The sequence below is a fragment of the Streptomyces sp. NPDC030798 genome (assembly GCF_055572275.1).
Genome location: NZ_JBVIDR010000001.1, coordinates 372,297 through 396,496, shown reverse-complemented (window position 1 = coordinate 396,496; position 24,200 = coordinate 372,297). Strand labels below are relative to the sequence as shown.

At 72.8% G+C, this 24,200-nt stretch carries 25 protein-coding genes; 13 read left to right on the top strand and 12 right to left on the bottom strand.

The genetic code is table 11. The features are described from left to right. Nucleotides 1-257: 257 nt before the first annotated feature. The 5 genes from ACZ404_RS01820 (at nucleotide 258) to ACZ404_RS01800 (ending at nucleotide 6,232) form a co-directional block, all read left to right on the top strand. Entirely contained in the window at nucleotides 258-2,075 is a 1,818-nt protein-coding gene (locus ACZ404_RS01820; protein ID WP_468435292.1) for an ABC transporter family substrate-binding protein, read from the top strand. Nucleotides 2,076-2,147: 72 nt separating this feature from the next. Further along, nucleotides 2,148-3,134 carry an ABC transporter permease gene (locus tag ACZ404_RS01815; RefSeq protein WP_468435291.1) on the top strand — a complete coding sequence of 329 codons (987 nt, stop codon included), beginning with the start codon at nucleotides 2,148-2,150 and terminating at the stop codon, nucleotides 3,132-3,134. Beyond that, the gene (locus tag ACZ404_RS01810) at nucleotides 3,127-4,035 is read left to right on the top strand and encodes an ABC transporter permease (protein ID WP_468435290.1); all 909 of its coding nucleotides are present in this window, start codon (nucleotides 3,127-3,129) and stop codon (nucleotides 4,033-4,035) included. The genes ACZ404_RS01815 and ACZ404_RS01810 overlap by 8 nt, the downstream gene beginning before the upstream one ends. After that, entirely contained in the window at nucleotides 4,032-5,174 is a 1,143-nt protein-coding gene (locus tag ACZ404_RS01805; protein WP_468435289.1) for an ABC transporter ATP-binding protein, read from the top strand. Before ACZ404_RS01810 ends, ACZ404_RS01805 begins: the two co-directional genes overlap by 4 nt. Next, the gene (locus ACZ404_RS01800; RefSeq protein ID WP_468435288.1) at nucleotides 5,171-6,232 is read left to right on the top strand and encodes an ABC transporter ATP-binding protein; all 1,062 of its coding nucleotides are present in this window, start codon (nucleotides 5,171-5,173) and stop codon (nucleotides 6,230-6,232) included. The genes ACZ404_RS01805 and ACZ404_RS01800 overlap by 4 nt, the downstream gene beginning before the upstream one ends. Here ACZ404_RS01800 and ACZ404_RS01795 read toward each other — a convergent pair. The 3 genes from ACZ404_RS01795 to ACZ404_RS01785 all read right to left on the bottom strand — a co-directional run bounded on the left by ACZ404_RS01795 (nucleotide 6,205) and on the right by ACZ404_RS01785 (nucleotide 9,393). Continuing rightward, nucleotides 6,205-7,248 carry a BUD32 family EKC/KEOPS complex subunit gene (locus ACZ404_RS01795; protein ID WP_468435287.1) on the bottom strand — a complete coding sequence of 348 codons (1,044 nt, stop codon included), beginning with the start codon at nucleotides 7,246-7,248 and terminating at the stop codon, nucleotides 6,205-6,207. The genes ACZ404_RS01800 and ACZ404_RS01795 overlap by 28 nt on opposite strands. A gap of 10 nt (nucleotides 7,249-7,258) precedes the next feature. Then, nucleotides 7,259-7,975 (bottom strand): MBL fold metallo-hydrolase, encoded by a 717-nt coding sequence (locus ACZ404_RS01790; protein WP_468435286.1) that lies wholly within the window; start codon nucleotides 7,973-7,975, stop codon nucleotides 7,259-7,261. 62 nt (nucleotides 7,976-8,037) lie between these two features. Further along, on the bottom strand, nucleotides 8,038-9,393 hold the full coding sequence (locus ACZ404_RS01785) for a M20/M25/M40 family metallo-hydrolase (protein ID WP_468435285.1): 1,356 nt from the start codon (nucleotides 9,391-9,393) through the stop codon (nucleotides 8,038-8,040). Between the two features lie 132 nt (nucleotides 9,394-9,525). Here ACZ404_RS01785 and ACZ404_RS01780 point away from each other — a divergent pair, with 132 nt between their 5' ends. Continuing rightward, on the top strand, nucleotides 9,526-10,794 hold the full coding sequence (locus ACZ404_RS01780) for a geranylgeranyl reductase family protein (protein ID WP_468435284.1): 1,269 nt from the start codon (nucleotides 9,526-9,528) through the stop codon (nucleotides 10,792-10,794). Here the strand turns inward: ACZ404_RS01780 and ACZ404_RS01775 are convergent. After that, a complete protein-coding gene (locus ACZ404_RS01775) occupies nucleotides 10,784-11,239 on the bottom strand; it encodes a nitroreductase family deazaflavin-dependent oxidoreductase (RefSeq protein ID WP_468435283.1) in 456 nt (151 codons plus the stop codon). The genes ACZ404_RS01780 and ACZ404_RS01775 overlap by 11 nt on opposite strands. 191 nt (nucleotides 11,240-11,430) lie before the next feature. Between ACZ404_RS01775 and ACZ404_RS01770 the strand changes: the two genes are divergently transcribed. Next, nucleotides 11,431-12,138, top strand: a complete 708-nt coding sequence (locus ACZ404_RS01770; RefSeq protein ID WP_468435282.1) for a TetR/AcrR family transcriptional regulator — start codon at nucleotides 11,431-11,433, stop codon at nucleotides 12,136-12,138. A 284-nt stretch (nucleotides 12,139-12,422) separates the two neighbouring features. On the opposite strand, the gene ACZ404_RS01765 is transcribed toward ACZ404_RS01770, so the two are convergent. From ACZ404_RS01765 to ACZ404_RS01755, 3 genes are all read right to left on the bottom strand, one after another. Then, entirely contained in the window at nucleotides 12,423-12,707 is a 285-nt protein-coding gene (locus ACZ404_RS01765; protein ID WP_468435281.1) for a DUF6332 family protein, read from the bottom strand. 74 nt (nucleotides 12,708-12,781) lie between these two features. Next, nucleotides 12,782-13,177 carry a hypothetical protein gene (locus tag ACZ404_RS01760; protein WP_468435828.1) on the bottom strand — a complete coding sequence of 132 codons (396 nt, stop codon included), beginning with the start codon at nucleotides 13,175-13,177 and terminating at the stop codon, nucleotides 12,782-12,784. Nucleotides 13,178-13,548: 371 nt separating this feature from the next. Continuing rightward, nucleotides 13,549-15,030, bottom strand: a complete 1,482-nt coding sequence (locus tag ACZ404_RS01755; protein ID WP_468435280.1) for an MFS transporter — start codon at nucleotides 15,028-15,030, stop codon at nucleotides 13,549-13,551. 84 nt (nucleotides 15,031-15,114) lie between these two features. Here ACZ404_RS01755 and ACZ404_RS01750 point away from each other — a divergent pair, with 84 nt between their 5' ends. Next, nucleotides 15,115-15,504, top strand: coding sequence for a MarR family winged helix-turn-helix transcriptional regulator (locus tag ACZ404_RS01750; protein WP_468435279.1), 390 nt, complete (start codon nucleotides 15,115-15,117; stop codon nucleotides 15,502-15,504). A gap of 13 nt (nucleotides 15,505-15,517) precedes the next feature. Here ACZ404_RS01750 and ACZ404_RS01745 read toward each other — a convergent pair whose 3' ends face one another. Next, nucleotides 15,518-16,252, bottom strand: coding sequence for a maleylpyruvate isomerase family mycothiol-dependent enzyme (locus ACZ404_RS01745; RefSeq protein WP_468435278.1), 735 nt, complete (start codon nucleotides 16,250-16,252; stop codon nucleotides 15,518-15,520). Between the two features lie 250 nt (nucleotides 16,253-16,502). Between ACZ404_RS01745 and ACZ404_RS01740 the strand changes: the two genes are divergently transcribed. Next, nucleotides 16,503-16,898, top strand: a complete 396-nt coding sequence (locus tag ACZ404_RS01740; RefSeq protein ID WP_468435277.1) for a luciferase domain-containing protein — start codon at nucleotides 16,503-16,505, stop codon at nucleotides 16,896-16,898. A 23-nt stretch (nucleotides 16,899-16,921) separates the two neighbouring features. On the opposite strand, the gene ACZ404_RS01735 is transcribed toward ACZ404_RS01740, so the two are convergent. Continuing rightward, on the bottom strand, nucleotides 16,922-17,701 hold the full coding sequence (locus ACZ404_RS01735; protein WP_468435276.1) for a DeoR/GlpR family DNA-binding transcription regulator: 780 nt from the start codon (nucleotides 17,699-17,701) through the stop codon (nucleotides 16,922-16,924). 123 nt (nucleotides 17,702-17,824) lie between these two features. On the opposite strand from ACZ404_RS01735, the gene ACZ404_RS01730 reads away from it, so the two are divergent. Next, nucleotides 17,825-18,706, top strand: coding sequence for an SIS domain-containing protein (locus tag ACZ404_RS01730; RefSeq protein WP_468435275.1), 882 nt, complete (start codon nucleotides 17,825-17,827; stop codon nucleotides 18,704-18,706). Between the two features lie 26 nt (nucleotides 18,707-18,732). Then, a complete protein-coding gene (locus tag ACZ404_RS01725) occupies nucleotides 18,733-19,608 on the top strand; it encodes a class II fructose-bisphosphate aldolase (RefSeq protein ID WP_468435274.1) in 876 nt (291 codons plus the stop codon). On the opposite strand, the gene ACZ404_RS01720 is transcribed toward ACZ404_RS01725, so the two are convergent. Further along, on the bottom strand, nucleotides 19,595-20,731 hold the full coding sequence (locus tag ACZ404_RS01720) for a methyltransferase (protein ID WP_468435826.1): 1,137 nt from the start codon (nucleotides 20,729-20,731) through the stop codon (nucleotides 19,595-19,597). The genes ACZ404_RS01725 and ACZ404_RS01720 overlap by 14 nt on opposite strands. Before the next feature lie 66 nt (nucleotides 20,732-20,797). Between ACZ404_RS01720 and ACZ404_RS01715 the strand changes: the two genes are divergently transcribed. Further along, entirely contained in the window at nucleotides 20,798-21,520 is a 723-nt protein-coding gene (locus ACZ404_RS01715; RefSeq protein WP_468435273.1) for an alpha-ketoglutarate-dependent dioxygenase AlkB family protein, read from the top strand. A gap of 46 nt (nucleotides 21,521-21,566) precedes the next feature. After that, nucleotides 21,567-22,814 (top strand): ROK family protein, encoded by a 1,248-nt coding sequence (locus tag ACZ404_RS01710; protein WP_468435272.1) that lies wholly within the window; start codon nucleotides 21,567-21,569, stop codon nucleotides 22,812-22,814. Nucleotides 22,815-22,830: 16 nt separating this feature from the next. Here ACZ404_RS01710 and ACZ404_RS01705 read toward each other — a convergent pair whose 3' ends face one another. Further along, nucleotides 22,831-23,409 carry a DUF4865 family protein gene (locus ACZ404_RS01705; RefSeq protein WP_468435271.1) on the bottom strand — a complete coding sequence of 193 codons (579 nt, stop codon included), beginning with the start codon at nucleotides 23,407-23,409 and terminating at the stop codon, nucleotides 22,831-22,833. A 35-nt stretch (nucleotides 23,410-23,444) separates the two neighbouring features. Further along, complete coding sequence (locus ACZ404_RS01700) at nucleotides 23,445-24,020, bottom strand: TetR/AcrR family transcriptional regulator (RefSeq protein WP_468435270.1); 576 nt, start codon at nucleotides 24,018-24,020, stop codon at nucleotides 23,445-23,447. Nucleotides 24,021-24,200: the final 180 nt, after the last annotated feature.

Genomic DNA, 24,200 nt, shown 5'->3' with positions numbered 1-24,200 from the left:
CGGCAGCTGACAGCCGATCAAATCCCCGTCGCATTCGTGATGTTGGCGGGGATTTTGACGTTCCTGGGTCGTGATCACAGCACTTTGCACGCCCTGGACGGTTCCGAGGGGTAAGCGAGGGTGAATTGTCGCCGTCCCGGTATGAACAGGAACCTGAAGAAGGTACACAGGCGTTCTAACGTCGTTGCGCAGCTCAGTTTCCTCGCGGCCGCCGGCCGCAGCGACAAGGCCGGGAATCCGCCGGCCGGAGGAGGGACATGCGCGCGCAATCCTCGGCCCTGGCGCGGGGAGCCACCCTGGCCGCCGGGCTCACCCTGGTCCTCGCCGCCTGCAGCAGCGGCGGGGGCGGTACGTCGCCCAAGGGCGGCGGCTCGGCCGGTCTGGCGTCCTGCTCCACCGCGGGCCGGGCCAACACCTGCAACTCCGGCGCCACCAAGGCCGGCGGAACGTTCACCTACGTGCTGGAGAAGAACATCCAGCAGTGGAACGTCCAGGACACCAACGGCAACACCTTCGAGAACGCCGAGGCCCTCGAGGTCGTCCTGCCCCAGGTCTTCGTGCCGCAGCCGGACTTCACCGTCGCCCTCAACACCGACCTGGTGACCTCGGCGACCCAGACGAAGAGCAGCCCGCAGACCTTCGTCTACAAGATCAACCCCAAGGCGTCCTGGAACGACGGCACGCCCATCACCGCCGACGACTTCGTCTACTACTGGCGCACCAACAACGGCAAGGACTGCCCGCCGCCGCCCGCGAGCGACTCCACGCAGACCAAGGGCTGCCTGCCGCAGTCCACGGCCGGATACGACCGCATCAAGTCCGTCACCGGCTCCGACGGCGGCAGGACGGTCACCGTGGTGATGACCAAGCCCTACTCCGACTGGAAGTCACTCTTCGGCGGCGGCTACCCCCTCTACCCGGCCCACGTCGCCGAGAAGCTCTCCGGCGCCAAGGCGGGCGACGCCGCCCACATGACCGCAGCCCAGCTCACCCAGGGCTGGCAGTACTTCCAGAAGACCCCGCCCACCAAGTACGCGACGGCGGGCCCGTACAAGATGCAGCAGTGGGTCGACAACGACCACGCCACCTACGTCCCCGACCCCAAGTGGTGGGGCGCGAAGAAGGCCACCCTGCAGCGGCTGATCTTCAAGGTCATCACGGACGCCACCCAGGAGCCCATCGCGCTGCGCAACAACGAGGTGCAGGGCATCTACCCGCAGCCCGAGGTCGACCTCGTCAACCAGGTCAAGGACATCCCGGGTGTCACCTACACCATCGGCAACGGCCTGACCTGGGAGCACTTCGACCTCAACCTGCACAACCCGGTGCTCGGCAAGTACACCGCGCTGCGCCGGGCGATGTTCACCGCGATCAGCATCAAGGACGTCGTCGCCAAGACCGTCGGCCAGTTCGACCCCGCGGTCAAGCAGCTCGGCAACCACAACTTCGTGCCCGGGCAGGCCGGATACCAGGACCTCGTCACGCCCACCGGCCAGGGCTCCGGTGACCTCGCCAAGGCCAAGAAGCTCCTGACCGACGCCAAGTTCACCGGTGTCGGCAGTGCCCTGAAGACCCCCGACGGCAAGGCCGTGGGACCCTTCAACTGCCGCTACACCACCGGCAACCAGATCCGGCAGAGCGAGTGCCAGATCCTGCAGAGCGACCTCGGGAACCTCGGCATCAAGGTCACCATCAAGCCGATCGGCGCGGCCGACCTCGGCACCGTCCTGGCGGGCCACCAGTACGACATCATCGTCTTCGCCTGGGTCGCGGCGCCCTTCCCGACCTCCGGCGCCCAGCAGAACTGGGCCATCGGCGGAGGCGGCAACTACGGCGGCTACAGCGACAAGCAGGTCGACAAGCTGATCGCCCAGGCCGTCGGCGAGACCGACCCGACGAAGGCCGCCGCCCTGCTCAATCAGGCGGACAAGATCATGGTCGACGCCGCCTATGTGCTCCCGCTGTACCAGAAGCCGACCTTCCTCGCCGTGCAGTCACGGTTCGTGAACATGCGCAACAACTCCACGAACGTGGGCCCGGCGTACAACACCGGCGCCTGGGGCCTGAAGAAGTAGCCCGGCCGCAACCAGCACTCCAGTGCCCGGCCCCGGCACCGCACGGGGCCGGGGCCTGCGAGAGGAGTCCGCATGCTCGCCTACACCGTGCGCCGCATCCTCGTCTCGATACCCGTCCTGATCGCCTCGACGTTCATCGTGTTCCTCGTCGTCGTCAACTCCGGCGACCCGGTCGCCAACTTCGCCACCTCACGGCAGCCCGCCCCCAGCAAGGCCGCCGTCGCCGCCTTCGCCCGGCACATCCACGCCGACCAGCCCGCCGTGGAGCGCTACTGGAACTGGATCACCGGCGTGCTGCACGGCGACTGGGGCCCGTCCGTGCAGACCAACCTCGACATCGGGCACGACCTGTTCACCCGCTTCCGGGTCACCGTCACCCTCGTCGCCGCCGCCATGCTGATCGCCCTCGTGCTGGCCGTCGTCTTCGGCGTGTTCAGCGCGCTGCGCCAGTACAGCGCCGCCGACTACACCATCACCTTCCTCGGCTTCCTGTTCCTCGCCATGCCGGTGTTCTGGTTCGCGGTGCTGCTCAAGCAGGCCGGGATCTGGGTCAACGAGCAGACCGGCAGCCAGTTCCTCGGCACCATCGGCGAGAAGTCGCCCTACCTCCCCGTGGACACCCCCTGGCACGAGTTCACCGACCGCGTCGGCCACCTCGTGCTGCCCACCATCACCCTCGCCCTGGTCTCCTTCGCCTCCTGGACCCGCTACACCCGCGCCTCCATGCTCGAGGTGCTCGGCAGCGACTACGTCCGGCTCGCCCGCGCCAAGGGCCTGCGCCGGGCCCGGGTGCTCACCCGGCACGCCCTGCGCACCGCCCTCATCCCGCTGGCCACGGTCACCGCCCTGGACATCGCGATCATCCTGGGCGGCGCCGTGGTCACCGAGACGATCTTCCAGTGGCACGGCATGGGGGAGATGCTCGTCCAGGCCGCCACCACCCTCGACGTCTACCGGACCATGGCCTGGCTGCTGCTGTCCGCCGTCGTCGTCATCGGCTTCAACCTCGTCGCCGACCTCCTCTACGCCGTACTCGACCCGAGGATCCGCTATGACTGAGACCGAGGCCGGCCGCCGGGCGCCGCGCCTGGACGGCGAGTTCACGGTACGGCAGCGCACCCAGACCCAGCTCGTCCTGCGTCGCTTCCTGCGTCACCGGGCGGCGATGATCAGCCTGGTGGTGTTCCTGCTGATCGTGCTGTGGGCGTTCGCCGGCCCCCACCTGTGGCACTACTCCTACAGCAAGTACACCCCCGACAACTCCCAGCCCCCGTCCCTCAAGCACCCGTTCGGCACCGACGCCTCCGGCTACGACGCCTACGCCCAGGTCATGCGCGGCACCCAGACCTCGCTGAAGATCGCCATTCTGATCGCCCTCGGCTCCACCCTGGTCGGTGCCGTGTGGGGCGCCGTCGCGGGCTTCTACCGGGGGGTGGTGGACGCGGTGATGATGCGCGTCGCCGACCTCGTGCTGACCCTGCCGCTGTTCGCGATCGCCCTGGTGATCTCCTCCCGCAGCGGCGGCTCCTGGTACTGGATCGCGGCGGTCATCGCCGGACTGACCTGGGCGTACGTCTCCCGGGTCGTGCGCTCGACGGTGCTGTCGCTGCGCGAGAAGGAGTTCGTGGAGGCGGCTCGGGCCCTCGGCGCATCGGACGGGCGGATCATCTTCCGGCACCTGCTGCCGAACGCGCTCGGCCCGATCATCGTCAACGCCACCGTCCTGGTCGCCACCGGCATCCTCACCGAGACCGCCCTGTCCTTCCTCGGCTTCGGCGTCCAGCCGCCCGACACCTCGCTCGGTCTGCTGGTCGCCCAGGCGCAGACGGCCGTGGACACCCGGCCGTGGCTCTTCTACATCCCCGGCGCGTTCATCATCGCCATCGCCCTGACCATCAACTTCATCGGCGACGGCCTGCGCGACGCCTTCGACCCCCGGCAGCAAAGGGTGCGACAGTGACGGTCATCGGACCAGGAGACGAGTCCGGCGCGGTCCTCGAGGTGACCGGCCTCAGCGTGGAGTTCCCGACCGAGGACGGCCTCGTCCGGGCCGTGCGCGGGGCCGGCTACCGGCTCGGGCGGGGCGAGTCCCTCGGCATCGTCGGCGAGTCGGGGTCGGGCAAGTCGGTCACCGCCCTCGCCGTGATGGGCCTGCTGCCCCGCGCGGCGCGGGTGCGCGGCTCGGTGCGGTTCGAGGGCACCGAACTGCTCGGGCTCTCCGACAACCAGCTCTCCGACGTGCGGGGCAGCGGCATCGCCATGGTCTTCCAGGATCCGATGACCTCGCTGAACCCGGTCTATCCGGTGGGTTACCAGATCGCCGAGACCCTGCTGCGGCACCACCCGGACATGAAGAAGCCGGCCGCCCGCGAACGGGCCGTCGACCTGCTCGCCACCGTCGGCATCCCGAGCCCCGAACGGCGCGTCGACGCCTACCCGCACGAGATGTCCGGCGGGATGCGCCAGCGCGTCGTCATCGCCATCGCCATGGCCAACGACCCGGACGTGATCATCGCCGACGAGCCGACCACCGCGCTCGACGTCACCGTCCAGGCGCAGATCCTCGACGCCCTGGAGACCGCCCGTGCCGAGACCGGCGCCGCGCTCGTCCTCATCACCCACGATCTGGGCGTCGTCGCGGGGCACGCCGACCGGGTCGCCGTCATGTACGCCGGCCGGATCGTGGAGACCGGGTCGGTCGAGGACATCTTCTACTCACCGCGCATGCCCTACACCCTCGGTCTGCTCGGTTCCCTGCCCCGCCTCGACCGCGACGAGGAACGCCTGACCCCCATCACCGGATCCCCGCCCTCCCTGCTGAACCTGCCCCCGGGCTGCCCCTTCGCCCCCCGCTGCCCGATGCGCCGGGAGGTGTGCGACACCACCGAGCCGCCGCTCGCCGCGGTGGGGCCGTCACCCGGCGCCGACCGGCCGGGGCCCCGCCCCTCCCTGCCCGCCGCCCACCTCAGCGCCTGCCACTTCGCCGGTGAACTCGCCGGCACCGGGGCGGACCAGGTCTTCGACGCGGTCGGTGCCGACGCCGAGGCGCTGGCCCGGTTCGCCGACACCGCCCCGAGCACCGAGGAGGACCCCGCATGACCGCGCCCGCCGCACTCCTTCCCCCGCTGCCCGGCCACGGCGGCACCGGCGCCCCCGTCCTCCAGGTCCGCGACCTCGTCAAGCACTTCCCCGTGCTGTCCCGGGGAGTCGTCCGCCGCCGGGTCGGCGACGTGCACGCCGTGTGCGGGGTCTCCTTCGACCTGTACGAGAACGAGACCCTCGGCCTGGTCGGCGAGTCCGGTTCCGGCAAGACCACCCTCGCCCGCACGGTCCTCAACCTGGAACGCGCCACCTCCGGGCAGGTGCGCTACGCAGGGCACGAACTGACCGACCTCTCCCGGCGGCAGATGCGCCCGCTCCGCCGCGACCTGCAGATCGTCTTCCAGGACCCGTACGCCTCCCTCGACCCGCGCATCTCCGTCCACGAGATCATCGCCGAGCCCCTGCGCATCCACGGCCGGTACGGCTCCGGCGGCGCCGGCGAGGTGCGCGAGCTGCTGCGACTGGTCGGGCTCAACCCCGAGCACGGCAACCGCTTCGCGCACGAGTTCTCCGGCGGCCAGCGCCAGCGCATCGGCATCGCCCGCGCCCTGGCGCTGCGCCCCAAGGTCATCGTGCTGGACGAACCCGTCTCGGCGCTCGACGTGTCGATCCAGGCCGGCGTGCTCAACCTGCTGATGGATCTGCAGAGCGAACTCGGCCTGTCCTTCCTGTTCGTGGCGCACGACCTGTCGGTGATGCGGCACGTGGCCGGCCGGGTGGCGGTGATGTACCTCGGCCGCCTGGTGGAGATCGCCCCGGCCCGGCAGCTCTTCGCCCGCCCCGCGCACCCGTACACCCAGGCCCTGGTCTCCGCGATCCCGCTGCCCGACCCGCGCAAGGAACGCGCCCGCACCCGCATCACCGTCCAGGGCGACGTGCCGAGCCCGGTCCGTCCGCCCAGCGGCTGCCGCTTCCGCACCCGCTGCCCCAAGTTCGCCGGCCGGCTCACCGAGACCGAGCGCACGGCGTGTGTGGAGGAGGTACCGGCCCTGGTCGACCGGGGCGGCGGCAACCCGGTCGCCTGCCACTACGCCGAGAGCATCGAGCTGTTGTAGGCGCGCAGCAGCTCCGCCTCCGGGTACGGGGTCTGCCGGCTGTCGTGCACCAGGCGCCGGCTGAACCCGCCCATGGTGACGGCGAGGGGCGCGTACCGGGCCAGCAGTTCGGCGGCGGCCCGGGGGACGCCCTCGGGCCGGGCACCGGTGGCCCAGGCCCGCAGCTGCTCGTCGCGTTCGTCCCGGCCGTACCCGTACAGCGCGGTGGCGAGCCAGACGACCAGGTGGTTGATGGTGTAGACGCGGTCGTAGTGCCGGTGCTGGGCGAAGAATTCCTGTTCGGCGGCGTCCAGGTGGAACTCGACGCCGAGCGCGAGCCCGAAGTCGGTGAGGTACAGCGCCTGGCCGTCGGTCAGGATGTTGTGGAAGTGGGCGTCGAGGTGAAGCAGGCGCTGGGTGTGCAGCGCGTCGGTCAGCTTGGTCAGGCCACGGGCCACCCGCAGGCAGGCCGCGTCGGCGCGATCCGTGCGCAGCTCGGCGTCGAACCAGTCGTGCAGGGTGTGCGGGACGTACTCCAGGAAGAGGTCCAGGCTCGCGGAGGCCGAGCGCAGGGCCTCGATGCGCTCGTGCACCTCCGCGCCCCAGTAGGCCACGGCCCGTTCGACGTCGGCCAGTTCCTCGGGGAGGGGCTGCGGCTCGCCGGGCAGGACACGCCAGTGATGCAGCAGCGGGAAGCCCGGGAACCCGCCGCCCAGCACGTGCCCGGTGGTCAGCGTGTGCGCGGCCAGCTCGCGCCAGGCGGTGTACCCGGGGCTGCCGATGCCGTAGTGGCAGTACGGCGGCAGCCCGAACAGATTCGCCGTGGACCGCTCGTTGCCGGGCCGCCGCTCCAGGTCCGTGAGTGGCACCCGTTTCACGAACACCGGCCGGCCGTCGACCAGCAGCCGTACGGCTCTGCCGCCGATCCCCGTGCCGAGCGGTTCGCCCGCCGCGACCCGTTCGGCCAGCTCCCGGTCGTCGAGCCGGGCGAGGGCGGCGGAGACGCGGCCGTGGGCGGCGAAGCGCGTGGAGGTCATGCCTCCAGGATCAGCCGTCGGCCGGGTGCCTGTCCGCCGCTTCGCGCAGGACCATCGACGCCCCGCCCACCACCGGGTCACCGTGACCGAAGCAGGCCACCTCCGCGTCGAGGGACGCCAACCGGTGGAAGGAGGCGAGGAGTTGTGGGCGGTCGAGGTTGAACACGCCCGGCATCACCGCTGCGTCGACCGGCGACGCCGCCACGGTGTCGCCGGTGAACAGCACGCCCTCGGCGGGGAGGAACAGCGCGATGCCGCCGTCGGTGTGCCCGGGGACATGGAGCACCCGCGCACCGCCGCCGAAGTCCAGCTCCTCACCGTCCGACACGGCCGTCACGCTCCGCGGGCGCAGCGGCTCGCCCTCCGGCAACCGCCTCGCCGCCTCCGCGTGGATCGGCAGCTCCCACTCCTCGAACCGCGGGGCCGGACCGGGCAGGTCACCTCGTACGAACGGCGCGTCGAGCCGGTGCGCCAGCACCTCGGCGCCGCTCAGCGCGGCGAACTCCCCGGCACCGCCCGCGTGGTCCTCGTGGAAGTGGGTCAGCACGATCCGCCGTACGTCCCCCGGCGCGCGGCCCAAGTCTTTGATGGCGTCGGCGATCGGCCGGCCCGAGCCGACGGTCCCCGCGTCGACCAGCGTCAGCTCCTCTCCGTCCCGCCAGAGATACGCCTGCCCGACGGGGAAGCGCAGGAGATGGAGCCGGGGGAGCAGTTCGATGACGTCCATGCGCCGACCGTAGGCAGCGCCCCGGCCCGGGGGCCAGGGCGCTCTGCCCAGGGCAGAAGGCGTCAGCCTGCCGCGTAGTTGCGCAGGAACAGCGCCTCGGCGACCGACAGCCGCTCCAGTTCCTCGGGGGACACGCTCTCGTTGACCGCGTGGATCTGCGCCTCCGGCTCGCTCAGCCCGATCAGCAGGATCTCCGCCTGCGGGTAGAGGGTCGCGAGGGTGTTGCACAGCGGGATGGAGCCGCCCTGGCCGGCGTAGCTCATGGTCTCGCCCGGGTAGGCGACCGCCATCGCGTCGGCCATCGCCTGGTAGGCGGGGCTGGAGGTGTCGGCGCGGAAGGGCTGGCCCTGGCCGATCTGCTCGGTGGTCACCCGGGCGCCCCACGGGGTGTGGGCCTCCACGTGCGCCTGGAGCAGCTTGGTCGCCTCGGCCGCGTCCACACCCGGCGGCACCCGCAGGCTGATCAGCGCGCGGGCGCTCGACTGCACCGACGGCGTGGCGCCCACGACCGGCGGGCAGTCGATGCCGAGGACGGTGACGGCCGGGCGGGCCCAGATGCGGTCGGCGACCGAACCGGAACCGATCAGGGCGGCCCCGTCCAGCACCTTGGCGTCCTTGCGGAACTGCTCCTCGGTGTACTCCAGGCCGTCCCAGCGGGCGGTGGCGTCGAGCCCGTCGACCGTGGTCGAGCCGTCCTCGGCGCGCAGCGAGTCCAGCACCCGGATCAGCGCCGCGAGCGCGTCCGGGGCGGCGCCGCCGAACTGGCCCGAGTGCAGGTTGCCGGCGAGGGTGTCCATCTGGACGCGGACCAGCGTCATGCCGCGCAGCGTGGTCGTCACCGTCGGCAGGCCCACCCGGAAGTTGCCCGCGTCGCCGATCACGATCGCGTCGGCGGTCAGCAGCTCAGGGTGTTCCTCGGCGTACCGCTCGAGACCGCCCGTGCCCTGCTCCTCCGAGCCCTCGACGATCACCTTGACCGTCACCGGGACGCCGCCGTTGGCCCGGAGCGCGCGCAGCGCGAGCAGGTGCATGATCACACCGCCCTTGCAGTCGGCGGCCCCGCGGCCGTACCAGCGTCCGTCCCGCTCGGTCAGCTCGAACGGCGGGGTGGTCCAGCCGGCCTCGTCCAGGGGCGGCTGCACATCGTAGTGCGCGTACAGAAGAACCGTTTTGGCGCCCTCCGGGCCCGGCAGACAGCCGTACACCGACTGCGTGCCGTCCGGCGTGTCCAGCAGTGCCACGTCCACGAATCCCTCGGCACGCAGCGCATCGGCGATCCAGGACGCGGCTCCCTCGCTCTCGCTCTTCGGGAACTGCGCGAAGTCCGCCACCGACTTGAAGGCGACCAGCTCGGTCAGCTCCTCCCTCGCCCGGGGCAGCAGCGAGGCGACGGTCTCGGCGACCGGATTCGACGGCATGGGCACGCTCCTCGTGGGTGCGACGTTGAACTGCGTGAGTACACCGATCCTCGCACAGTGGCCTGCGACGACAGCCGCCGTAGGATGCGGGGGACAGGTGCGGCAGCGGCTTGATCGGAGCAGTAGACCATCGTGAGCGGCGAGAACTCTTCGGCGGACGACGTGCAGCGGGTGTGGGACGTCGTCGTGGTGGGCGCGGGACCCGCGGGGGCCTCGGCCGCCTATGCGGCGGCGGTCGCGGGGCGGCGCGTGCTGCTGCTGGAGAAGGCGGAACTGCCCCGCTACAAGACGTGCGGCGGCGGCATCATCGGCCCCTCGCGCGACGCGCTGCCGCCCGGCTTCGAGCTGCCCTTCCGCGACCGGGTGCACGCGGTGACGTTTTCGCTGGGCGGCCGGTTCACCCGCACCCGCCGCTCCCAGCAGATGCTGTTCGGGCTGATCAACCGGCCCGAGTTCGATCAGCAGCTGGTCGAGCACGCCCAGAAGGCCGGCGCCGAGCTGCGCACCGGCGTGACCGTGCTGCGCGTCGAACAGCACGGCTCGGCCGTGCCGGACCGGCGCACGGTCGCCGTGGTCCTCCAGGGCGGCGAGACGGTGCTGGCCCGCGCGGTCGTCGGCGCCGACGGCAGCGCCAGCCGCATAGGAGCCCATGTCGGCGTGAAGCTGGACCAGGTCGACCTGGGCCTGGAGGCGGAGATCCCGGTGCCGGAGACGGTCGCCGAGGACTGGAAGGGCCGGGTCCTGATCGACTGGGGCCCGATGCCGGGCAGCTACGGCTGGGTCTTCCCCAAGGGCGACACACTGACGGTCGGAGTGATCTCGGCACGCGGCGAAGGCGCCGCCACCAAGCGGTACTTGGAGGACTTCGTCGCCCGGCTCGGCCTCGCCGGCTTCGAGCCGAGCATCTCCTCCGGGCATCTGACCCGCTGCCGTGCCGACGACTCGCCGCTCTCCCGCGGCCGGGTGCTGGTCTGCGGTGACGCGGCGGGGCTGCTGGAGCCGTGGACCCGCGAGGGCATCTCCTTCGCGCTGCGCTCGGGCCGGCTGGCGGGCGAGTGGGCGGTGCGCATCGCCGAGGCGCACGACGCCGTGGACGCCCGGCGCCAGGCCCTGAACTACGCGTTCGCGGTCAAGGCGGGGCTCGGCATCGAGATGAGCGTCGGCAAGCGCATGCTGGCCGCGTTCGAACGCCGCCCCGGCATCTTCCACGCCGCCCTCACCGGCTTCCGTCCCGCCTGGCGGGCGTTCAGGGACATCACCCAGGGCTCCACGTCCCTGGGCGAGCTGGTCCGGTCCCACCCGATCGCCCAGCGCGCCCTGACCGCGATGGACCGGGGGCCGGGCGCTCCCGTGGCGGACACCGAGGGTGCAGGGGACGCCGAGGACACCGTCAGTTCGTGACGGTGATCCGGAAGACCGGGTGGTCGGGGGCGATGCGGCGCAGTTCCGCGTCGGGGGAGTCGGGGCCGACTCCGTCGAAGAACACCCCGACCTCGGCCTTCCAGCGCTTGAGATACGCGCGCAGCAGCGGGACCTTGTCGTCGTCGGCGACCTCGGCCGCGGTGAAGACGTCCACGTTCTTGCCGAGGCGCAGCTCGCCGCCGCCGGCCGCGCGCATGTTGTGGGTCCACTGGACGTGGCCGCGCGGGGCGAGCAGGTACTGCTGTCCGTCGACGGTCAGCAGGTTCACGGGGGTGGTGCGCCACTGGCCGCTCTTGCGGCCGCGGACGGCCAGGACCCGGGAGCCCCAGACGCTGATGCCGCGGCGGGTCAGCCAGGCCACGGCCCGGTTGAAGACGTTCACGGTGAACCAGCCGGGCTTCTTGACGTGCGCGGACGTGGACATGACGGCGGCCTCCTGGGCGGAAAGTGTGAGCGGTGCTCTCGCTCGATGACGAGTATGGACGAGATCGGCGATCCAGAGCAAGAGCGGTGCTCTCTTTTTAGTGCGCCGATCTCAGTCATGGTCGCCGCTTACTGTCCGGATCACTGCTCTCCTTTGTGTGCACTGCTCCGGTTCGGTGGCACACTGCACCCATGAGCACAGCACGAGGAGCCCGCGCCCGCGCCCGCGTCGAGATCACCACCGCCATCAAGGACGAGGCCCGCAGACAACTCGCGGCCGAGGGCGCCGCCAAGCTCTCGCTGCGGGCCGTCGCCCGTGAACTCGGCATGGTGTCCTCCGCGCTCTACCGCTACTTCCCCAGCCGCGACGACCTGCTGACCGCCCTCATCGTGGACGCCTACGACTCCCTCGGGGAGGCGGCCGAGGCCGCCGACCGCCGGGCCGTCGCCTCCCGCGCCGGCGGCATCGCCCCCGCCGAGCGCTGGGTCGCCGTGTGCGAGGCGGTGCGCGGCTGGGCGCTGTCGCATCCGCACGAGTACGCCCTGATCTACGGCTCCCCGGTCCCCGGCTACTCGGCGCCCGAGGCCACCGTCCCGGCCGCCGCCCGGGTCGGCAACCTGCTCATCGCCATCGTCCGCGACGCCGACCAGGGACGTGGCGCGGCCCGCACCCCGGTACCGGCCGAGCTGCAGCCCGAGGCCCGCCGACTCGCCGCCGATGTGGCTCCCGACCTGTCCCCGGAGGTGGCCACGGCCCTCGTCGCCGCGTGGGCCCAGCTGTACGGACTCGTCGGGTTCGAGGTGTTCGGCCAGTTCAACCGCCTGGTGGAGGCCCGGGAGCCCTTCTTCCGCCACGCGGCCGCCCGGCTCGCCGAAGGTGTGGGCCTGGTCCGTCCCTGAGGCGTCCCGGCCGCGAGGCACCCGGCGCGCGGAAGCACCCCCGGAGTGCGTGGGGCGCCGTACTCCCCGGGGAGTACGCGCGGCCACCCCGCCCGGGTGACGTCCCCGCAGGCGGGTGGCCGTTGGCGTGGCGGGCATGGACGAGGAGCGTGGGCCCGGGGCCTGGCGGCCGTGGCGGTACGGGCCCCCGTGGTGGGGCCGCGCCGCCGAGGGGGTGGCGCGGGAGCCCGGCGGCCTGCCCTGGCGTTCCTCGTCGGCGCGCCGCCGGGCGGCGTCGTCCTGGCCTACGAGTCCGGGTTGGTACGGCCGGGCCGGCTGGGCTGATCCTGGCGCCGGAAGCGGAGCAGCACGCTCACCACCCGCACCATGAACAGGATCGGCGCGACGGCCAGGCCGACCCGCAGCAGCACCGCCTCCAGCACGTGCGGCAGGTCGAAGAGCCACACCGGCCCCGCCACGGCCCCGAACACCACGGCCGCCGCGAAGGCGGCACTGACCAGCGCGTACCCGATCTCCACCGTCATGGCGTCCCGTTCGGCCTGAGTGCGCCGTCCCCCGTGTGCGTCCATACGCCCCAGTCTCACAGACCCGCACGCCCGCCGGCAGTGGCTCGACCCGCAACGTGCCCACGGGAGCGCCGGGTTCACGCCTCGCGCGGCGGCTGGGGCGGCACCGGTCCCTCGCCCGCGTAGGTGTCACCCGGCGGCGCCGTCGGCACGTCGTCCTCGGCGAGCGTCGGGCTGGGCCAGGGGCCGGCGAGGGTGTCGTCGTCCAGGGCGATGCCGAGGTGGTCGAGTACGAGGGCCACCACGGGCGCCATCCCGGCGTCCTCACCCCGGTGCGCGGCCGGCGCCGCCTCCACCCGGTCCCACCAGGGCGCCGTCCGTTCGGGCCGGGTGGACTCCATGCGGGGCTCGAAGTTCTCGACACACTCGCCGTCGCGCCAGTATTGGAAGACGTCAAAGCCCTCGGTGGTCGCCACGCTGTAGGTCTCGGTGCCCCGGGACAGCTCCGCGAGCGTTTCGCTCCAGGTGCGGATGCCGCCGTCCTCCTCGACGCAGAAGGTCCATACCGAGCCTTCCGCTCCGCAGCAGCGAGACGCCGGGCTCGCCCGGGACGAGGCCGGCGGCCGCCTCCCCGTCCAGCGGACGCGCCTGGTCCGGGTCGGCCCCGTACCGGCTGAACACTTCCTCGGGGCTCAGGCCGCGCGTGAAGGTGGCGCACATCCAAGCACTCGCCCAGCGCAGCGAACGCAGGTCCGCGCCTGCTTCCATGTCCTGCCTCCGTCGGTGACGTCCGGTACCGCTCGCCGGCCCCGGATCCCCCCATGCCGCCGGGCTCCCTGCCGCGCACGGCGCGACGGGGAGCCCGGCTCATGATGCCCGCCGAGAGGATCGACCGGGCCAGGATTCAGTCGCGGACCACCACGCGCTCCGCCTCCGCCTCCAGCGCGGTGGACCTGGCGACGACGACCGACGGCCGGCTGCGGCGGCCGCGCAGTCCGCTGAGCGAGATCAGCAGGCCGGCCACGGCGATGCCGGTGACGACGAGGAAGCCCGGCCGGTAGCTGTCCAGAACGGCCTGCGGGGTGGCGTGCGCGGGCGCGGCGGCGGTGACCACGGCCGTCACGACGGCCAGGAAGATCGCCCCGCCCACCTGGACCGAGGTGTTGAGCAGCCCGGAGACCATGCCCTGCTCGTGGTCCTCGACCCCGTTGGTGGCCTGGATGTTGAGCGAGGGGAAGACCAGCGCGCAGGCCGCGCCGATCAGCAGCATGGACGGCAGGACGACGGCCGCGTAGACCGGGTCGAGGTCGACGCGCAGGAACAGGGCGTATCCGAGGACCATCAGCGCGAAGCCGGTCGCGATCAGCCGCTGGGTGCCGAACCGGTCGACGATCGAGCCGACCTTCGTCGAGGACACCGCCACCAGCGCGCCGGCCGGCAGGAAGGCGAGCGCCGTGTGCAGCGCCGACCAGCCGAGCAGGGACTGCATGTAGAGCGTGGTCAGGAACTGGAAACCGACGTACGACCCGAAGAAGGCCAACGCGCCGAGCTGTGCGCGGACCTGCGTGCCCGAGCGCAGCACGCCGAGCCGGATCAGCGGGCTCGGCGAGCGCCGCTCGACCAGCACGAAGGCGGTCAGCAGGACCGCGACGGCCAGGAAGGAGAGCAGGGTGCGGGCGGAGGCCCAGCCGGCGTCGGGAGCCTGGACCACGGTGAAGACCAGCAGCAGCATCGACGCGGTGCCGATGACGGCGCCCGGGATGTCGTAGCCGTCGTGGTTCTCCTCCCGGGTGCTGCGCGGCAGCAGCCGCAGCCCGGCGAGCAGGGCGATCAGCGCGATCGGCGCGGGCAGCAGCATGGTGAGGCGCCAACTGGCCTCGGTGAGCAGGCCGGAGAGGACCAGGCCCATGGAGAAGCCGGTGGCGGCGCAGGTGGTGTAGATGGAGAGCGCGCGGTTGCGCAGCGGGCCCTCCGGGAACGTCGTGGTGATGATCGACAGGCCGGCGGGAGCCGTGAAGGCCGCGCTCAGGCCCTTGATGAAGCGGCTGGCGATCAGCAGCGGACCCGAGTCCACGAGCCCGCCGAGCAGCGAGGCGAGCGCGAAGACGCCGAGCGCGACCAGGAACACCTGGCGCCGGCCGAGCAGGTCGGCGGTGCGGCCGCCGAGCAGGAGCAGCCCGCCGTAGCCCAGGATGTAGCCGCTGACGATCCATTGCAGCGTCGACGTGGACAGATGCAGGTCGGAGCCGATGGACGGCAGTGCGACGCCGACCATCGACACGTCGAGCGCGTCCAGGAACATCGCGGCGCAGAGCACCAGAAGGGTGCCCCACAGCCGGGGGGTCCAGCGTCCCTCGGACGCCTGGGTGGTGAGCGGAGAGGTCATGGCACGACACTACATGCATGCGCATGAGATGCAAACGCATTTAATTCCAATGCAATAATCGCGGATCTCTGCTACGGTGCGCTCATGGCGGCGAAGAAGGCCGAGCAGGCACTCGTGGAGCAGTGGCGGGACCTCCTGTCCCTGCACGCCCGTACCCAGTGCGAGCTGGACCGGGCGCTCAACGGACACGGCCTGTGCGCCAGCGACTTCGAGGTGCTCGACGTGCTGTCCGAGGGGGCGGCGGACGGCGGCTGCTCCTACCGCGTGCAGGAGATCTCCGAGCGGGTCCATCTCAGCCAGAGCGCGCTGTCCCGGCTGATCGGCCGCCTGGAGAAGGACGGCCTGGTCGACCGGGCCATGTGCGCGGAGGACCGGCGCGGGGTCCGGGTGGCCCTCACGGCCAAGGGCCGCGCGCTGCACGACGAGGTACGGCCCGTGCAGCGCGCGGTGCTGGCCCGGATGCTGGAGCGATGAGCGCCCCTGTGGTTCAGATTCCGGAGCGCTCCCGCCACAGCTCCGCGAGCGACTGATCGCCGGTCGCGCTCGGCAGCGGCTCCCGGTTCCACAGCGCGAGGTACAACCTCTCGGCAGGTCCGGCCAGTTCGGCCTCCGCTTCACCGGAGGCGTCCCGCGAGGTCACCGGCGGCTGATCGGACAGCCGCACGGTCCACACCGCATCCGCGCCCGCGTCCACCGCCCGCACCCGCAGTACTCGCGGCTTCTCGGTGCGCACCCGGCTCCTGGGCCGGGCGTGGAAGCCGCGCAGCAACTCGTCCATGCCGTCGGCGGCGAAGTCCGTGGCGATCGGCGACGCCGTACCGCCCCGCGCCGCCTCGGCGTCGTACCGGTGCACGGTCGTCTCGTGCGCCTGGCGCCGCGTCCAGAACGCCAGCGGCGAGGGCGCCGGAAGGAAGGTCCAGCACTCCACGTCGGCCGGCGCGGCGGCCAGCGTGTCCACCAGCAGGCGGTGACTTTCCCGGTACCAGGCCACCAGATCGGCGCCGTCCAGGTCCGGCCCGTCATCGAGGGGCCGCGGGGTGGTGTGCCCCTCGGCCACGAACGCTGCGGCCCACCGGTGCACCGCCCCCGTGTGCCGCAGCAGATCCCTCACCTGCCACTCCGGACAGGCCGGCACCGTGGCCGCCGCTCCCGCCTCCTCGGCGGCCGCGGCCAGCAGCCGCCCCTCCCGGTCCAGCGTCTGCAGAAACTCCATGATCTCCATGCCGCCGAGTCTGCAGGACCCCCGCCGCCGAGGAGGCATCATTTTCCGCCCCGCGAGCCGGCGGTCCTGGCCTCGGTGCTGGCCATGGCCCCCGGACGGGACGTCCCGGCGCGGCACTCCCTGGGCCGTCCCCGACCCCTGTTCCAGGTGCGCAAACATGTGCGGGTGTCCGAAGCCCCTGCGGATACAGGTCGGTTAATGCTTGCGCACCGGCTGGTTGCGGCCGGGTGAGCGCGTCATGATGAGTCCCATGACGTTGGCCTCGCGCGCGCTCGCGCAACTGGCGACCTGGCCGGACCTGATACAGGCCGTGCCGAGCTGCGGCCTGGGACAGGCGGTCGGTTCGGCCCAGGGGGAGATCGTCCACTTCCACTCCGACCGCGATGTCGACCTGCGGCTCACCGACCGGGCCATCCGGCGGTTCGCCAAGGACCTGAAGGCCTCGGACGCGATACGGATCGTGCCCGGCTCCCAATGGGTGACCCTCCGCCTCGACGCCAGCAGTGACGTCGACCTGCTCCTGACCCTCGTGAGCGTGGCGCTCCAGGCCCAGCAGGCCGGGCCCGAGCCGGACGACCGGGCGGCCGCCGGATGCAACGACCAGCGCGGCGCGGGCTTCGTGAAGGCGGACCACGGCGGCATCTGAGGACCGACGGCAGCCGGTCCCGCTCACACGGCGAGCACCCTGATCCCCGCCTCCTCGAACCGCCGCACCGCATCGGGCTCCACCGCCGCGTCCGTCACCAGCGTGTCCACCAGCTCGGCCGCGCAGATCCGGGCGAACGCCCGCCGGCCCAGCTTGCTGGAGTCCGCCGCCACGACCACCCGCTCGGCCCGCTCGCACAGCAGACGGTTGATCGCGGCCTCCGCCTCGTCGTGCGCCGCCGCGCCGTGCGTGGCGTCGAACGCGACGACGCCCAGAACGGCCACGTCGAGCGTGATCTGGCCCAGCACCCCGTCCGCGAGCGGCCCGATCAGCTCGTACGACTGCGCACGCGCGACCCCGCCGGTCACCACGATCTTGAACTGGGGCCGTACGGCGAGCTCGTTGGCGATGTTCAGGGCGTTGGTGACGACGGTCAGCGCCGGTGTGCCGGTGCCCAGGTCGCCGCGCACGGCCAGGGCGCGGGCCACCTCCGTGGTCGTCGTGCCGCCGGTCAGCCCCACCGCCTCGCCCGGCGCGACGAGATCCGCCACGGCCTTGGCGATCCGCTGCTTCTCGGAGGCGCGGCGGGCGGTCTTGTAGCGCAGGGGCAGTTCGTACGACACCCCGTGCACCACCGCGCCGCCCCGGGTGCGTACCAGCATCTGCTGCTCGGCGAGCTGGTCGAAGTCCCGGCGGATGGTCGCCGCCGACACCTCCAGCTCGGCCGCCGCCTCCTCGACCTCCAGCCGGCCGCGCTCCACGAGCAGCTCCAGCAGCGCCTTCCAGCGGGCGTCCCGGGACATCCGCGCCTCCGTTCCCTCGTTCTCCCGGCGACCTTAACGCACCCCGGCCTGTGTCCCGATGCTTGATTGTGCTCGAAAGTGCGCTGTACCTTGCAAGAACGAGCAGCCAGGGGAGGGTGTGGCATGAGCCATGTCGTGGACGAGCTGACCAGCCAGCCGGAGTGCTGGATACGCGCCGCCGAGGAGGCGGGACGGCACCGGGACGCCCTGCCGGCACCGGGGGAGCGGGTCGCGATCGTCGGATGCGGGACGTCGTACTTCATGGCGCAGGCGGCGGCCGCCCTGCGCGAGGGAGCCGGGCAGGGCGAGACGGACGCCTTCGCCGCCTCCGAGTTCCCGCGTGGGCGCGCTTACGACCGCATCGTCGCCCTCACCCGCTCCGGCACCACCACCGAAGTGCTCGACCTGCTCGGCCAGGTGCGCGGCACGACACGGACGACGGCCGTCACCGCCGATCCGGCCACCCCTGTCGGGAGCGCCGCCGACGACCTCGTCGTGCTCGGCTTCGCCGACGAACGCTCCGTCGTCCAGACCCGGTTCGCCACCACCGCCCTCACCCTGCTGCGCGCCCACTTCGGTCTGCACACCGGCGCCGTCGTGGCCGACGCCCGCACCGCCCTCACCGCACCCCTGCCCGAAGGGCTCGTGGACTGCGCCCAGTTCACCTTCCTGGGCCGCGGCTGGAGCGTCGGCCTCGCGCACGAGGCCGGCCTGAAGATGCGCGAGGCGTCGCTGTCCTGGACGGAGGCCTACCCGGCGATGGAGTACCGGCACGGGCCGATCAGCGTCACCACCGAGGGCACCGCGACCTGGATCCTCGGCGAGGCGCCGGCCGGACTCGCCGAACAGGTGGGCGCCACGGGCGGGCTGTGGATCGAGGGCACGCTCGACCCGCTCGCCGAACTCGTCCGCGTCCAGCGCCTCGCGGTCGCCGTCGCCGCCCGCCGAGGCCTCGACCCCGACCGGCCGCGCCACCTCACCCGCTCGGTGATCCTCGCCCCCTGACCCCGCCCCGCAAAGGGAGACCCGCCGTGCCCCTCACGACCACCGGCGAGCTGGTCGGCCGCGCCGCCGAGACCCGGTCCGCCGTCGCCGCGTTCAACATCATCACCCTCGAACACGTCGAGGCCGTGCTCGCCGGCGCCGAGTCCACCGGCACCCCCGTAATCCTCCAGGTCAGCGAGAACGCCGTCCGGTTCCGCTACGGACGGCTCCTGCCCCTCGCCCGCGCCGCCGTCGCCGCCGCCGAACGCGCCGGCGTGCCCGTCGCCCTGCACCTGGACCATGTGCAGAGCGACGACCTGCTGCGCCAGGCACCCGACGCCGGATTCAGCTCGGTGATGTACGACGCCGCCCGGCTGCCGTACGCCGAGAACCTCGCCGCGACCCGGGCCGCCGTGCGCTGGGCCCACGCACAAGGGCTCTGGATCGAGGCCGAGCTGGGGCAGATCGGCGGCAAGGACGGGCGGCCGCCGCTGGACGCCCACGCGCCCGGCGCGCGCACCGACCCGGCCGAGGCACGGGACTTCGTCACCGCCACCGGGGTCGACGCCCTCGCCGTGGCCATCGGCAGCGCGCACGCCATGACCACCCGCACCGCCACCCTGGACCACGGCCTGCTCGAACGGCTCTCCGCCGAGCTGTCCGTCCCGCTGGTCCTGCACGGCTCCTCCGGCGTCCCGGACCGGGGACTCCTCGCGGCGGTCGCCGGCGGCATCACCAAGGTCAACGTCGGCACCGCCCTCAACGCGGCCATGACCGGTGCCGTCCGGGACTTCCTGGCCGCCCACCCCGAGGCCGTCGACTCCCGCACCTACCTCAGCGTCGGCCGGGAGGCCATGGCCCGTGAGGTGGCCCGCATCGTCGGCGTCCTCGCCGGCGACGCCTCGCCCGCTAGCCGCGCTTGACCGCCTTCAGCACCACGAACTTCGGGTCGCTCGCCACCAGCCGGCTGTTGCCGAACAGCCGCTTCAGCGTGACGTGGTAGCCCAGGTGCCGGTTGCCGATCACCCACAGCTCGCCGCCGGGGCGCAGCGCCCGCTTCGCCCCGGAGAACATCCGCCGGGCCGTCGCGTCCGTCGTCGCCTGGTGCGAGTGGAACGGCGGGTTGTTCAGGACCAGGTCCACGCTGTCCGGCGCCACCCCGGCGAGCCCGTCACCGACGCGGAACTCGGCGTGCCCGGGCACCCCGTTCGCCTTGTACGTCGCCTCCGCCGAGGCCACGGCCTGGAACGACTCGTCCACGAACAGCACTTCGGCCTCCGGGTCGGCCAGCGCCACCGCCGTACCGACGACCCCGTTGCCGCAGCCGAGGTCCACCACGCGCCCGGCACCCGGGCCGGCGGGCAGATGCCGAAGGAAGAACCGGGTGCCGACGTCCAGCCGGTCGGCGCAGAAGACGCCCGCGTGGTTGATCACCGTGCGCCCGGAGGCCGCGCCGATGCCGTCGGGCAGCGCGTAGCTGTACGGCCACGGGTTCGCGGGCCGCTCCAGGGACGGGTCCGGGGTGCAGAAGACCAGCCGGGCCTTCTGCCGCGCGAGCGAGGTGCGGGTCGGACCGAGGATCCGCTCGAACAGCCGGAGCGTGGAGGTGTGGATCTCCTTCACCATCCCGGTGCCGACGACCACCGTCCCGGCGTGCACGGCCGGCGCCAGCCGCAGCAGCTGGTCCTCCAGCAGCGCCAGGCTCTTCGGTACGCGCACCAGCAGCACGTCCACCCGCCCCGGCGGCGGGTCCTGGGTGGTGAGCAGCTGGACGGCCCCGGGTTCGACGCCGGCCCGCGCCAGGTTCGCCCGGGTCGCCTCCTGACTCAGGAAGGAATCGGTGATCTGCGTCGGCCCGTGCGCCGCGAGTGCCGTGACCAGCGCGCCCCAGCGGTCGCCGACCACCACGACCGCGCCGCCGAGCGGCACCCCCTCCTCGGCCAGGTGCCGCAGCAGGTACGCGTCGGAGGCGTCCCAGGCACGCAGCCGGTCGCGGGGATCCTCGGGGAAGCGGGACAGCTCGAGCTCGCCCCACGGAGTCGTCATGCGGTCGTTCATCGTGCCCCAGGCTAGCCGAGCCGCAGCTCAGCACCGGTCGGGCAGGATGGGGGCATGGATGGTGAGCTCTTCCCCCGGGGGCGGACGCAGGTCGCGCCGGGCGCCGTGCACGTCCCGCGGTGGCTCCCCGCCGAGCGGCAGAGCGCGCTGCTCGCCGCCTGCCGCGCCTGGGCACGGCCCCCCGCCGGACTGCGCACGGTGCGCACCCCGGGCGGCGGCACGATGACCGCCCGCCAGGTCTGCCTGGGCCGGCACTGGGCGGTCGTCCGCGCCTGTCCGGACTGCGGGCGGGCCGTCCGGGACAACCCCGAGTGCCCCGGCCGGCACGGATATCCGTACGTCTACGCCCGTACGGTCCTCGACGGTGACGGCGCTCCCGTCAAGCCGTTCCCGGCCTGGCTGGACGAACTGGCCCGCGCCGCGGTGGCCGACGCGCTCGGCCCGGAGGCCGTCCCCGCCGAGCGCTACGACATCGCGCTGATCAACTTCTATGACGGCGAGGCCCGCATGGGCATGCACCGCGACAGCGACGAGCGCTCGGACGCGCCGGTGGTGTCGCTGAGCCTCGGCGACCGCTGCGTCTTCCGCTTCGGCAACACCGAGACCCGGACCAGGCCGTACACGGACGTGGAGCTGTGCAGCGGCGATCTGTTCGTCTTCGGCGGCCCCTCCCGGCTCGCCCACCACGGCGTGCCGCGCGTGCGTCCGGGGACGGCCCCGCCGGAGCTGGGGCTGGCCGGGCGGCTGAACATCACCCTGCGCGTCAGCGGGTGGTAGACGCGCACCGGCCACGACGACTGCGGATCATGGGAGACTCCCCCTCATGACCGGCAAGGCGGACCCCCGGAAGGCGGGGGAAGGGACCACCTCGAGGGCGCGGCTGGACCGGGGGCGCGGCGCGCTCGGACCCGCACTGGAGCTCGTGCACACCGGGCGCGCGCCGACCCGGGCGGTGCTCACCGCCGAACTCGGCGTCACCCGGGCGACGGCCGGCGCGGTCGCCGCCGAACTGGAGGCACTGGGCCTGATCCGGGTGGACGCCCGGCCGGGCGCCGCGTCCGGCTCCCAGGGGCGCCCCTCGCACCGGCTGCGGGTCGCCGAGGACGGCCCGGTGGCCCTTGCCGCGCAGGTGCACGCGGACGGCTTCCGGGCCGCGCTGGTCGGCCTCGGCGGGCGGATCGTGGCGACCGCGCCCGGCTGCGAGACCGTCGACGCCGACCCGGCGAAGGTGCTGGGCACGGTCGTCGAGGCGGGCGCGGAACTGCTGCGCACGACCGGCCTGCGCTGCGTGGGCGCGGGCCTCGCGGTCCCCTCCGCCGTCGCCGAACCCGACGGACTGGCCCTGAACCCCCTCCACCTGGCCTGGCCGGTGGGCGCCCCGGTCCGCCGGATCTTCGCCGAGTGCGTCCGCGCCGCCGGGATCACCGGCCCCGCCTTCGCGGGCAACGACGTCAACCTGGCCGCCCTCGCCGAACACCGGCACGGCGCCGGCCGGGGCGCCCGGGACCTGCTGTGCGTGGCCACCGGGCACCGGGGGGTGGGCGGCGCCCTGGTCATCGACGGCCGCCTGCACACCGGCAGTTCGGGCCTGGCGCTGGAGGTGGGCCACCTGACCGTCAACCCCGAGGGCCGCCCCTGCCACTGCGGCAGCCGCGGCTGCCTGGACGTCGAGGCGGACCCGCTGGCCCTGCTCGTCGAGGCCGGCCGCGCACCCGGTCCCGAGGTGTCCCTGCTCCAGCAGGCCAACGACCTGCTGCGCACCCACTACGCAGACCCGGCCGTCCGCGCCGCGGCCGAGGCCCTCATCGACCGTCTGGGCCTCGGCCTCGCCGGCCTGGTCAACATCCTCAACCCCGACCGCATCATCCTCGGCGGCCTGCACCGCACCCTCCTCGACACCGACCCCGACCGCCTGCGCGCGGTCGTCGCCGACCGCAGCCTGTGGGGCCAGAGCGGCGGCGTCCCCATCCTCCCGTGCACCCTGGACCACAACAGTCTCGTCGGCGCGGCGGAGTTGGCATGGCAGCCGGTCCTGGACGACCCGCTGGCAGCGCTGGGCGGAGGAACCTGACAAGGCCGGGCGGAACTCACCACTGCCGCCCCCGCGGAAGGCGGTCCCGGCCGGGTGCGGACAGGTGCAGTACCTGGAAGAGGTCGCCGTCCGCCTTGGGTGCATCGTGCGCCCAGAGGGAGAAGTGCACCAGTTCCCAGCGGTGCGGGTCCACGGCCGCCGCCGCCAGTACGGCGCCGTCCTCGGCCGCCAGCCGCTCCGTCTCGGTGGCCGCATCCGCCATCAGGGCGGCCAACTCGCCCGCGTCCGGCACTGGAAGCCGCCGCCGTACGGCGAACCGCGCGCCGTCGCCCGCGCCTTCGGCGTAGGCCAGCCCGGTCCACTGCCGCACCGGCGGCCGCCCGAAGTCGTTGACCAGCCCCTGGAAGGCGCCGCCCCACAGGAAGCGGTTCATGCCCTCCACGGTGTTCCAGAGATAGAACGGCGCGTACTGGTGGACGGGGGAGCCGTGCTGCCCGCGCTCCCGCAGGAGGTAGGCCTTGAACCCGAGGCCGTCCCAGTCGTCGAGCAGGTGCCCGACGCGGGCCACCCGGGACCGGATGATGCCCGTGTCGTAGTCGGCGGGGAGGGTCAGTTCGTACTGCATGGCGTGCACGGGGAAGTCCTTCCGTGGTGAGGGGTGCGGTCGACTCACTGCTGCGGGAGGGCGGTCGGCGGCGCGAGGAGCGACAGCAGACCCCGGACCCCCGCGTCGAAGGCGGCGGGCGAGCCGGACGCCCGGGCCAGCACATAGCCGCCCTGGAGGGTCGCCAGGACGGCAGCGCCGATGTCCTCGCCGTTCAGGTGGGACGCGAACTGCCCCGCGCGCTTGCCCTCTTCGACGATCCCGGCGATCCGGGCGCGGATCCACGCGATCGTCTCGTCCACCGGCGCGCGCAGCTCGTCGCTCGCGATGACGTCCGGGTCCATGGTCAGCCGGCCGATCGGGCAGCCGCGCAGCACGTCGCGCTCGCGCAGCAGATAGGCCTCGATGCGCTCGTACGGCGTGCCCGGGGCGTCGAGGACGCGTTCGGCGGCGGCCCGCAGCTCCTGCGCGGTCCGCCGGATCGCCGCCAGGGCCAGGTCCGGCTTGCCCTTGAAGTGGTGGTACATGCTGCCCTGGCCGGCCCCGGCGCGCTCCAGGATCGCCTTCGGGCTCGTGCCCACGTACCCCCGCTCCCACAGCAGCGCGCGGGTGGCCTCGACCAGTCGTTCCGAGGTGCTCATGCGGCGACTGTACATACTAGTAGTTACAGAGGGCCAGTCCCGCGGAAGCAGCCGTGCCCCGCCCCGTACTCCCCGGGAGGTACGCGCACTGCCGCCGGCCGCACGACGACCCGGGCCCCCTCGCGCAGGCAGCCTCGTGGCATCACCCGCAGACCGATGCGACAACGGAGATGAACCGAG

Excerpts from the sequence above, each read along its gene's own strand:
- ACZ404_RS01820 (WP_468435292.1), top strand. The coding sequence starts at position 258 with ATGCGCGCGCAATCCTCGGCCCTGGCGCGGGGAGCCACCCTGGCCGCC.
- ACZ404_RS01815 (WP_468435291.1), top strand. The coding sequence starts at position 2,148 with ATGCTCGCCTACACCGTGCGCCGCATCCTCGTCTCGATACCCGTCCTG.
- ACZ404_RS01810 (WP_468435290.1), top strand. The coding sequence starts at position 3,127 with ATGACTGAGACCGAGGCCGGCCGCCGGGCGCCGCGCCTGGACGGCGAG.
- ACZ404_RS01800 (WP_468435288.1), top strand. The coding sequence starts at position 5,171 with ATGACCGCGCCCGCCGCACTCCTTCCCCCGCTGCCCGGCCACGGCGGC.
- ACZ404_RS01795 (WP_468435287.1), bottom strand. The coding sequence starts at position 7,248 with ATGACCTCCACGCGCTTCGCCGCCCACGGCCGCGTCTCCGCCGCCCTC.
- ACZ404_RS01790 (WP_468435286.1), bottom strand. The coding sequence starts at position 7,975 with ATGGACGTCATCGAACTGCTCCCCCGGCTCCATCTCCTGCGCTTCCCC.
- ACZ404_RS01785 (WP_468435285.1), bottom strand. The coding sequence starts at position 9,393 with ATGCCGTCGAATCCGGTCGCCGAGACCGTCGCCTCGCTGCTGCCCCGG.
- ACZ404_RS01775 (WP_468435283.1), bottom strand. The coding sequence starts at position 11,239 with ATGTCCACGTCCGCGCACGTCAAGAAGCCCGGCTGGTTCACCGTGAAC.
- ACZ404_RS01770 (WP_468435282.1), top strand. The coding sequence starts at position 11,431 with ATGAGCACAGCACGAGGAGCCCGCGCCCGCGCCCGCGTCGAGATCACC.
- ACZ404_RS01765 (WP_468435281.1), bottom strand. The coding sequence starts at position 12,707 with ATGGACGCACACGGGGGACGGCGCACTCAGGCCGAACGGGACGCCATG.
- ACZ404_RS01755 (WP_468435280.1), bottom strand. The coding sequence starts at position 15,030 with ATGACCTCTCCGCTCACCACCCAGGCGTCCGAGGGACGCTGGACCCCC.
- ACZ404_RS01750 (WP_468435279.1), top strand. The coding sequence starts at position 15,115 with ATGGCGGCGAAGAAGGCCGAGCAGGCACTCGTGGAGCAGTGGCGGGAC.
- ACZ404_RS01745 (WP_468435278.1), bottom strand. The coding sequence starts at position 16,252 with ATGGAGATCATGGAGTTTCTGCAGACGCTGGACCGGGAGGGGCGGCTG.
- ACZ404_RS01740 (WP_468435277.1), top strand. The coding sequence starts at position 16,503 with ATGACGTTGGCCTCGCGCGCGCTCGCGCAACTGGCGACCTGGCCGGAC.
- ACZ404_RS01735 (WP_468435276.1), bottom strand. The coding sequence starts at position 17,701 with ATGTCCCGGGACGCCCGCTGGAAGGCGCTGCTGGAGCTGCTCGTGGAG.
- ACZ404_RS01730 (WP_468435275.1), top strand. The coding sequence starts at position 17,825 with ATGAGCCATGTCGTGGACGAGCTGACCAGCCAGCCGGAGTGCTGGATA.
- ACZ404_RS01720 (WP_468435826.1), bottom strand. The coding sequence starts at position 20,731 with ATGACGACTCCGTGGGGCGAGCTCGAGCTGTCCCGCTTCCCCGAGGAT.
- ACZ404_RS01715 (WP_468435273.1), top strand. The coding sequence starts at position 20,798 with ATGGATGGTGAGCTCTTCCCCCGGGGGCGGACGCAGGTCGCGCCGGGC.
- ACZ404_RS01710 (WP_468435272.1), top strand. The coding sequence starts at position 21,567 with ATGACCGGCAAGGCGGACCCCCGGAAGGCGGGGGAAGGGACCACCTCG.
- ACZ404_RS01700 (WP_468435270.1), bottom strand. The coding sequence starts at position 24,020 with ATGAGCACCTCGGAACGACTGGTCGAGGCCACCCGCGCGCTGCTGTGG.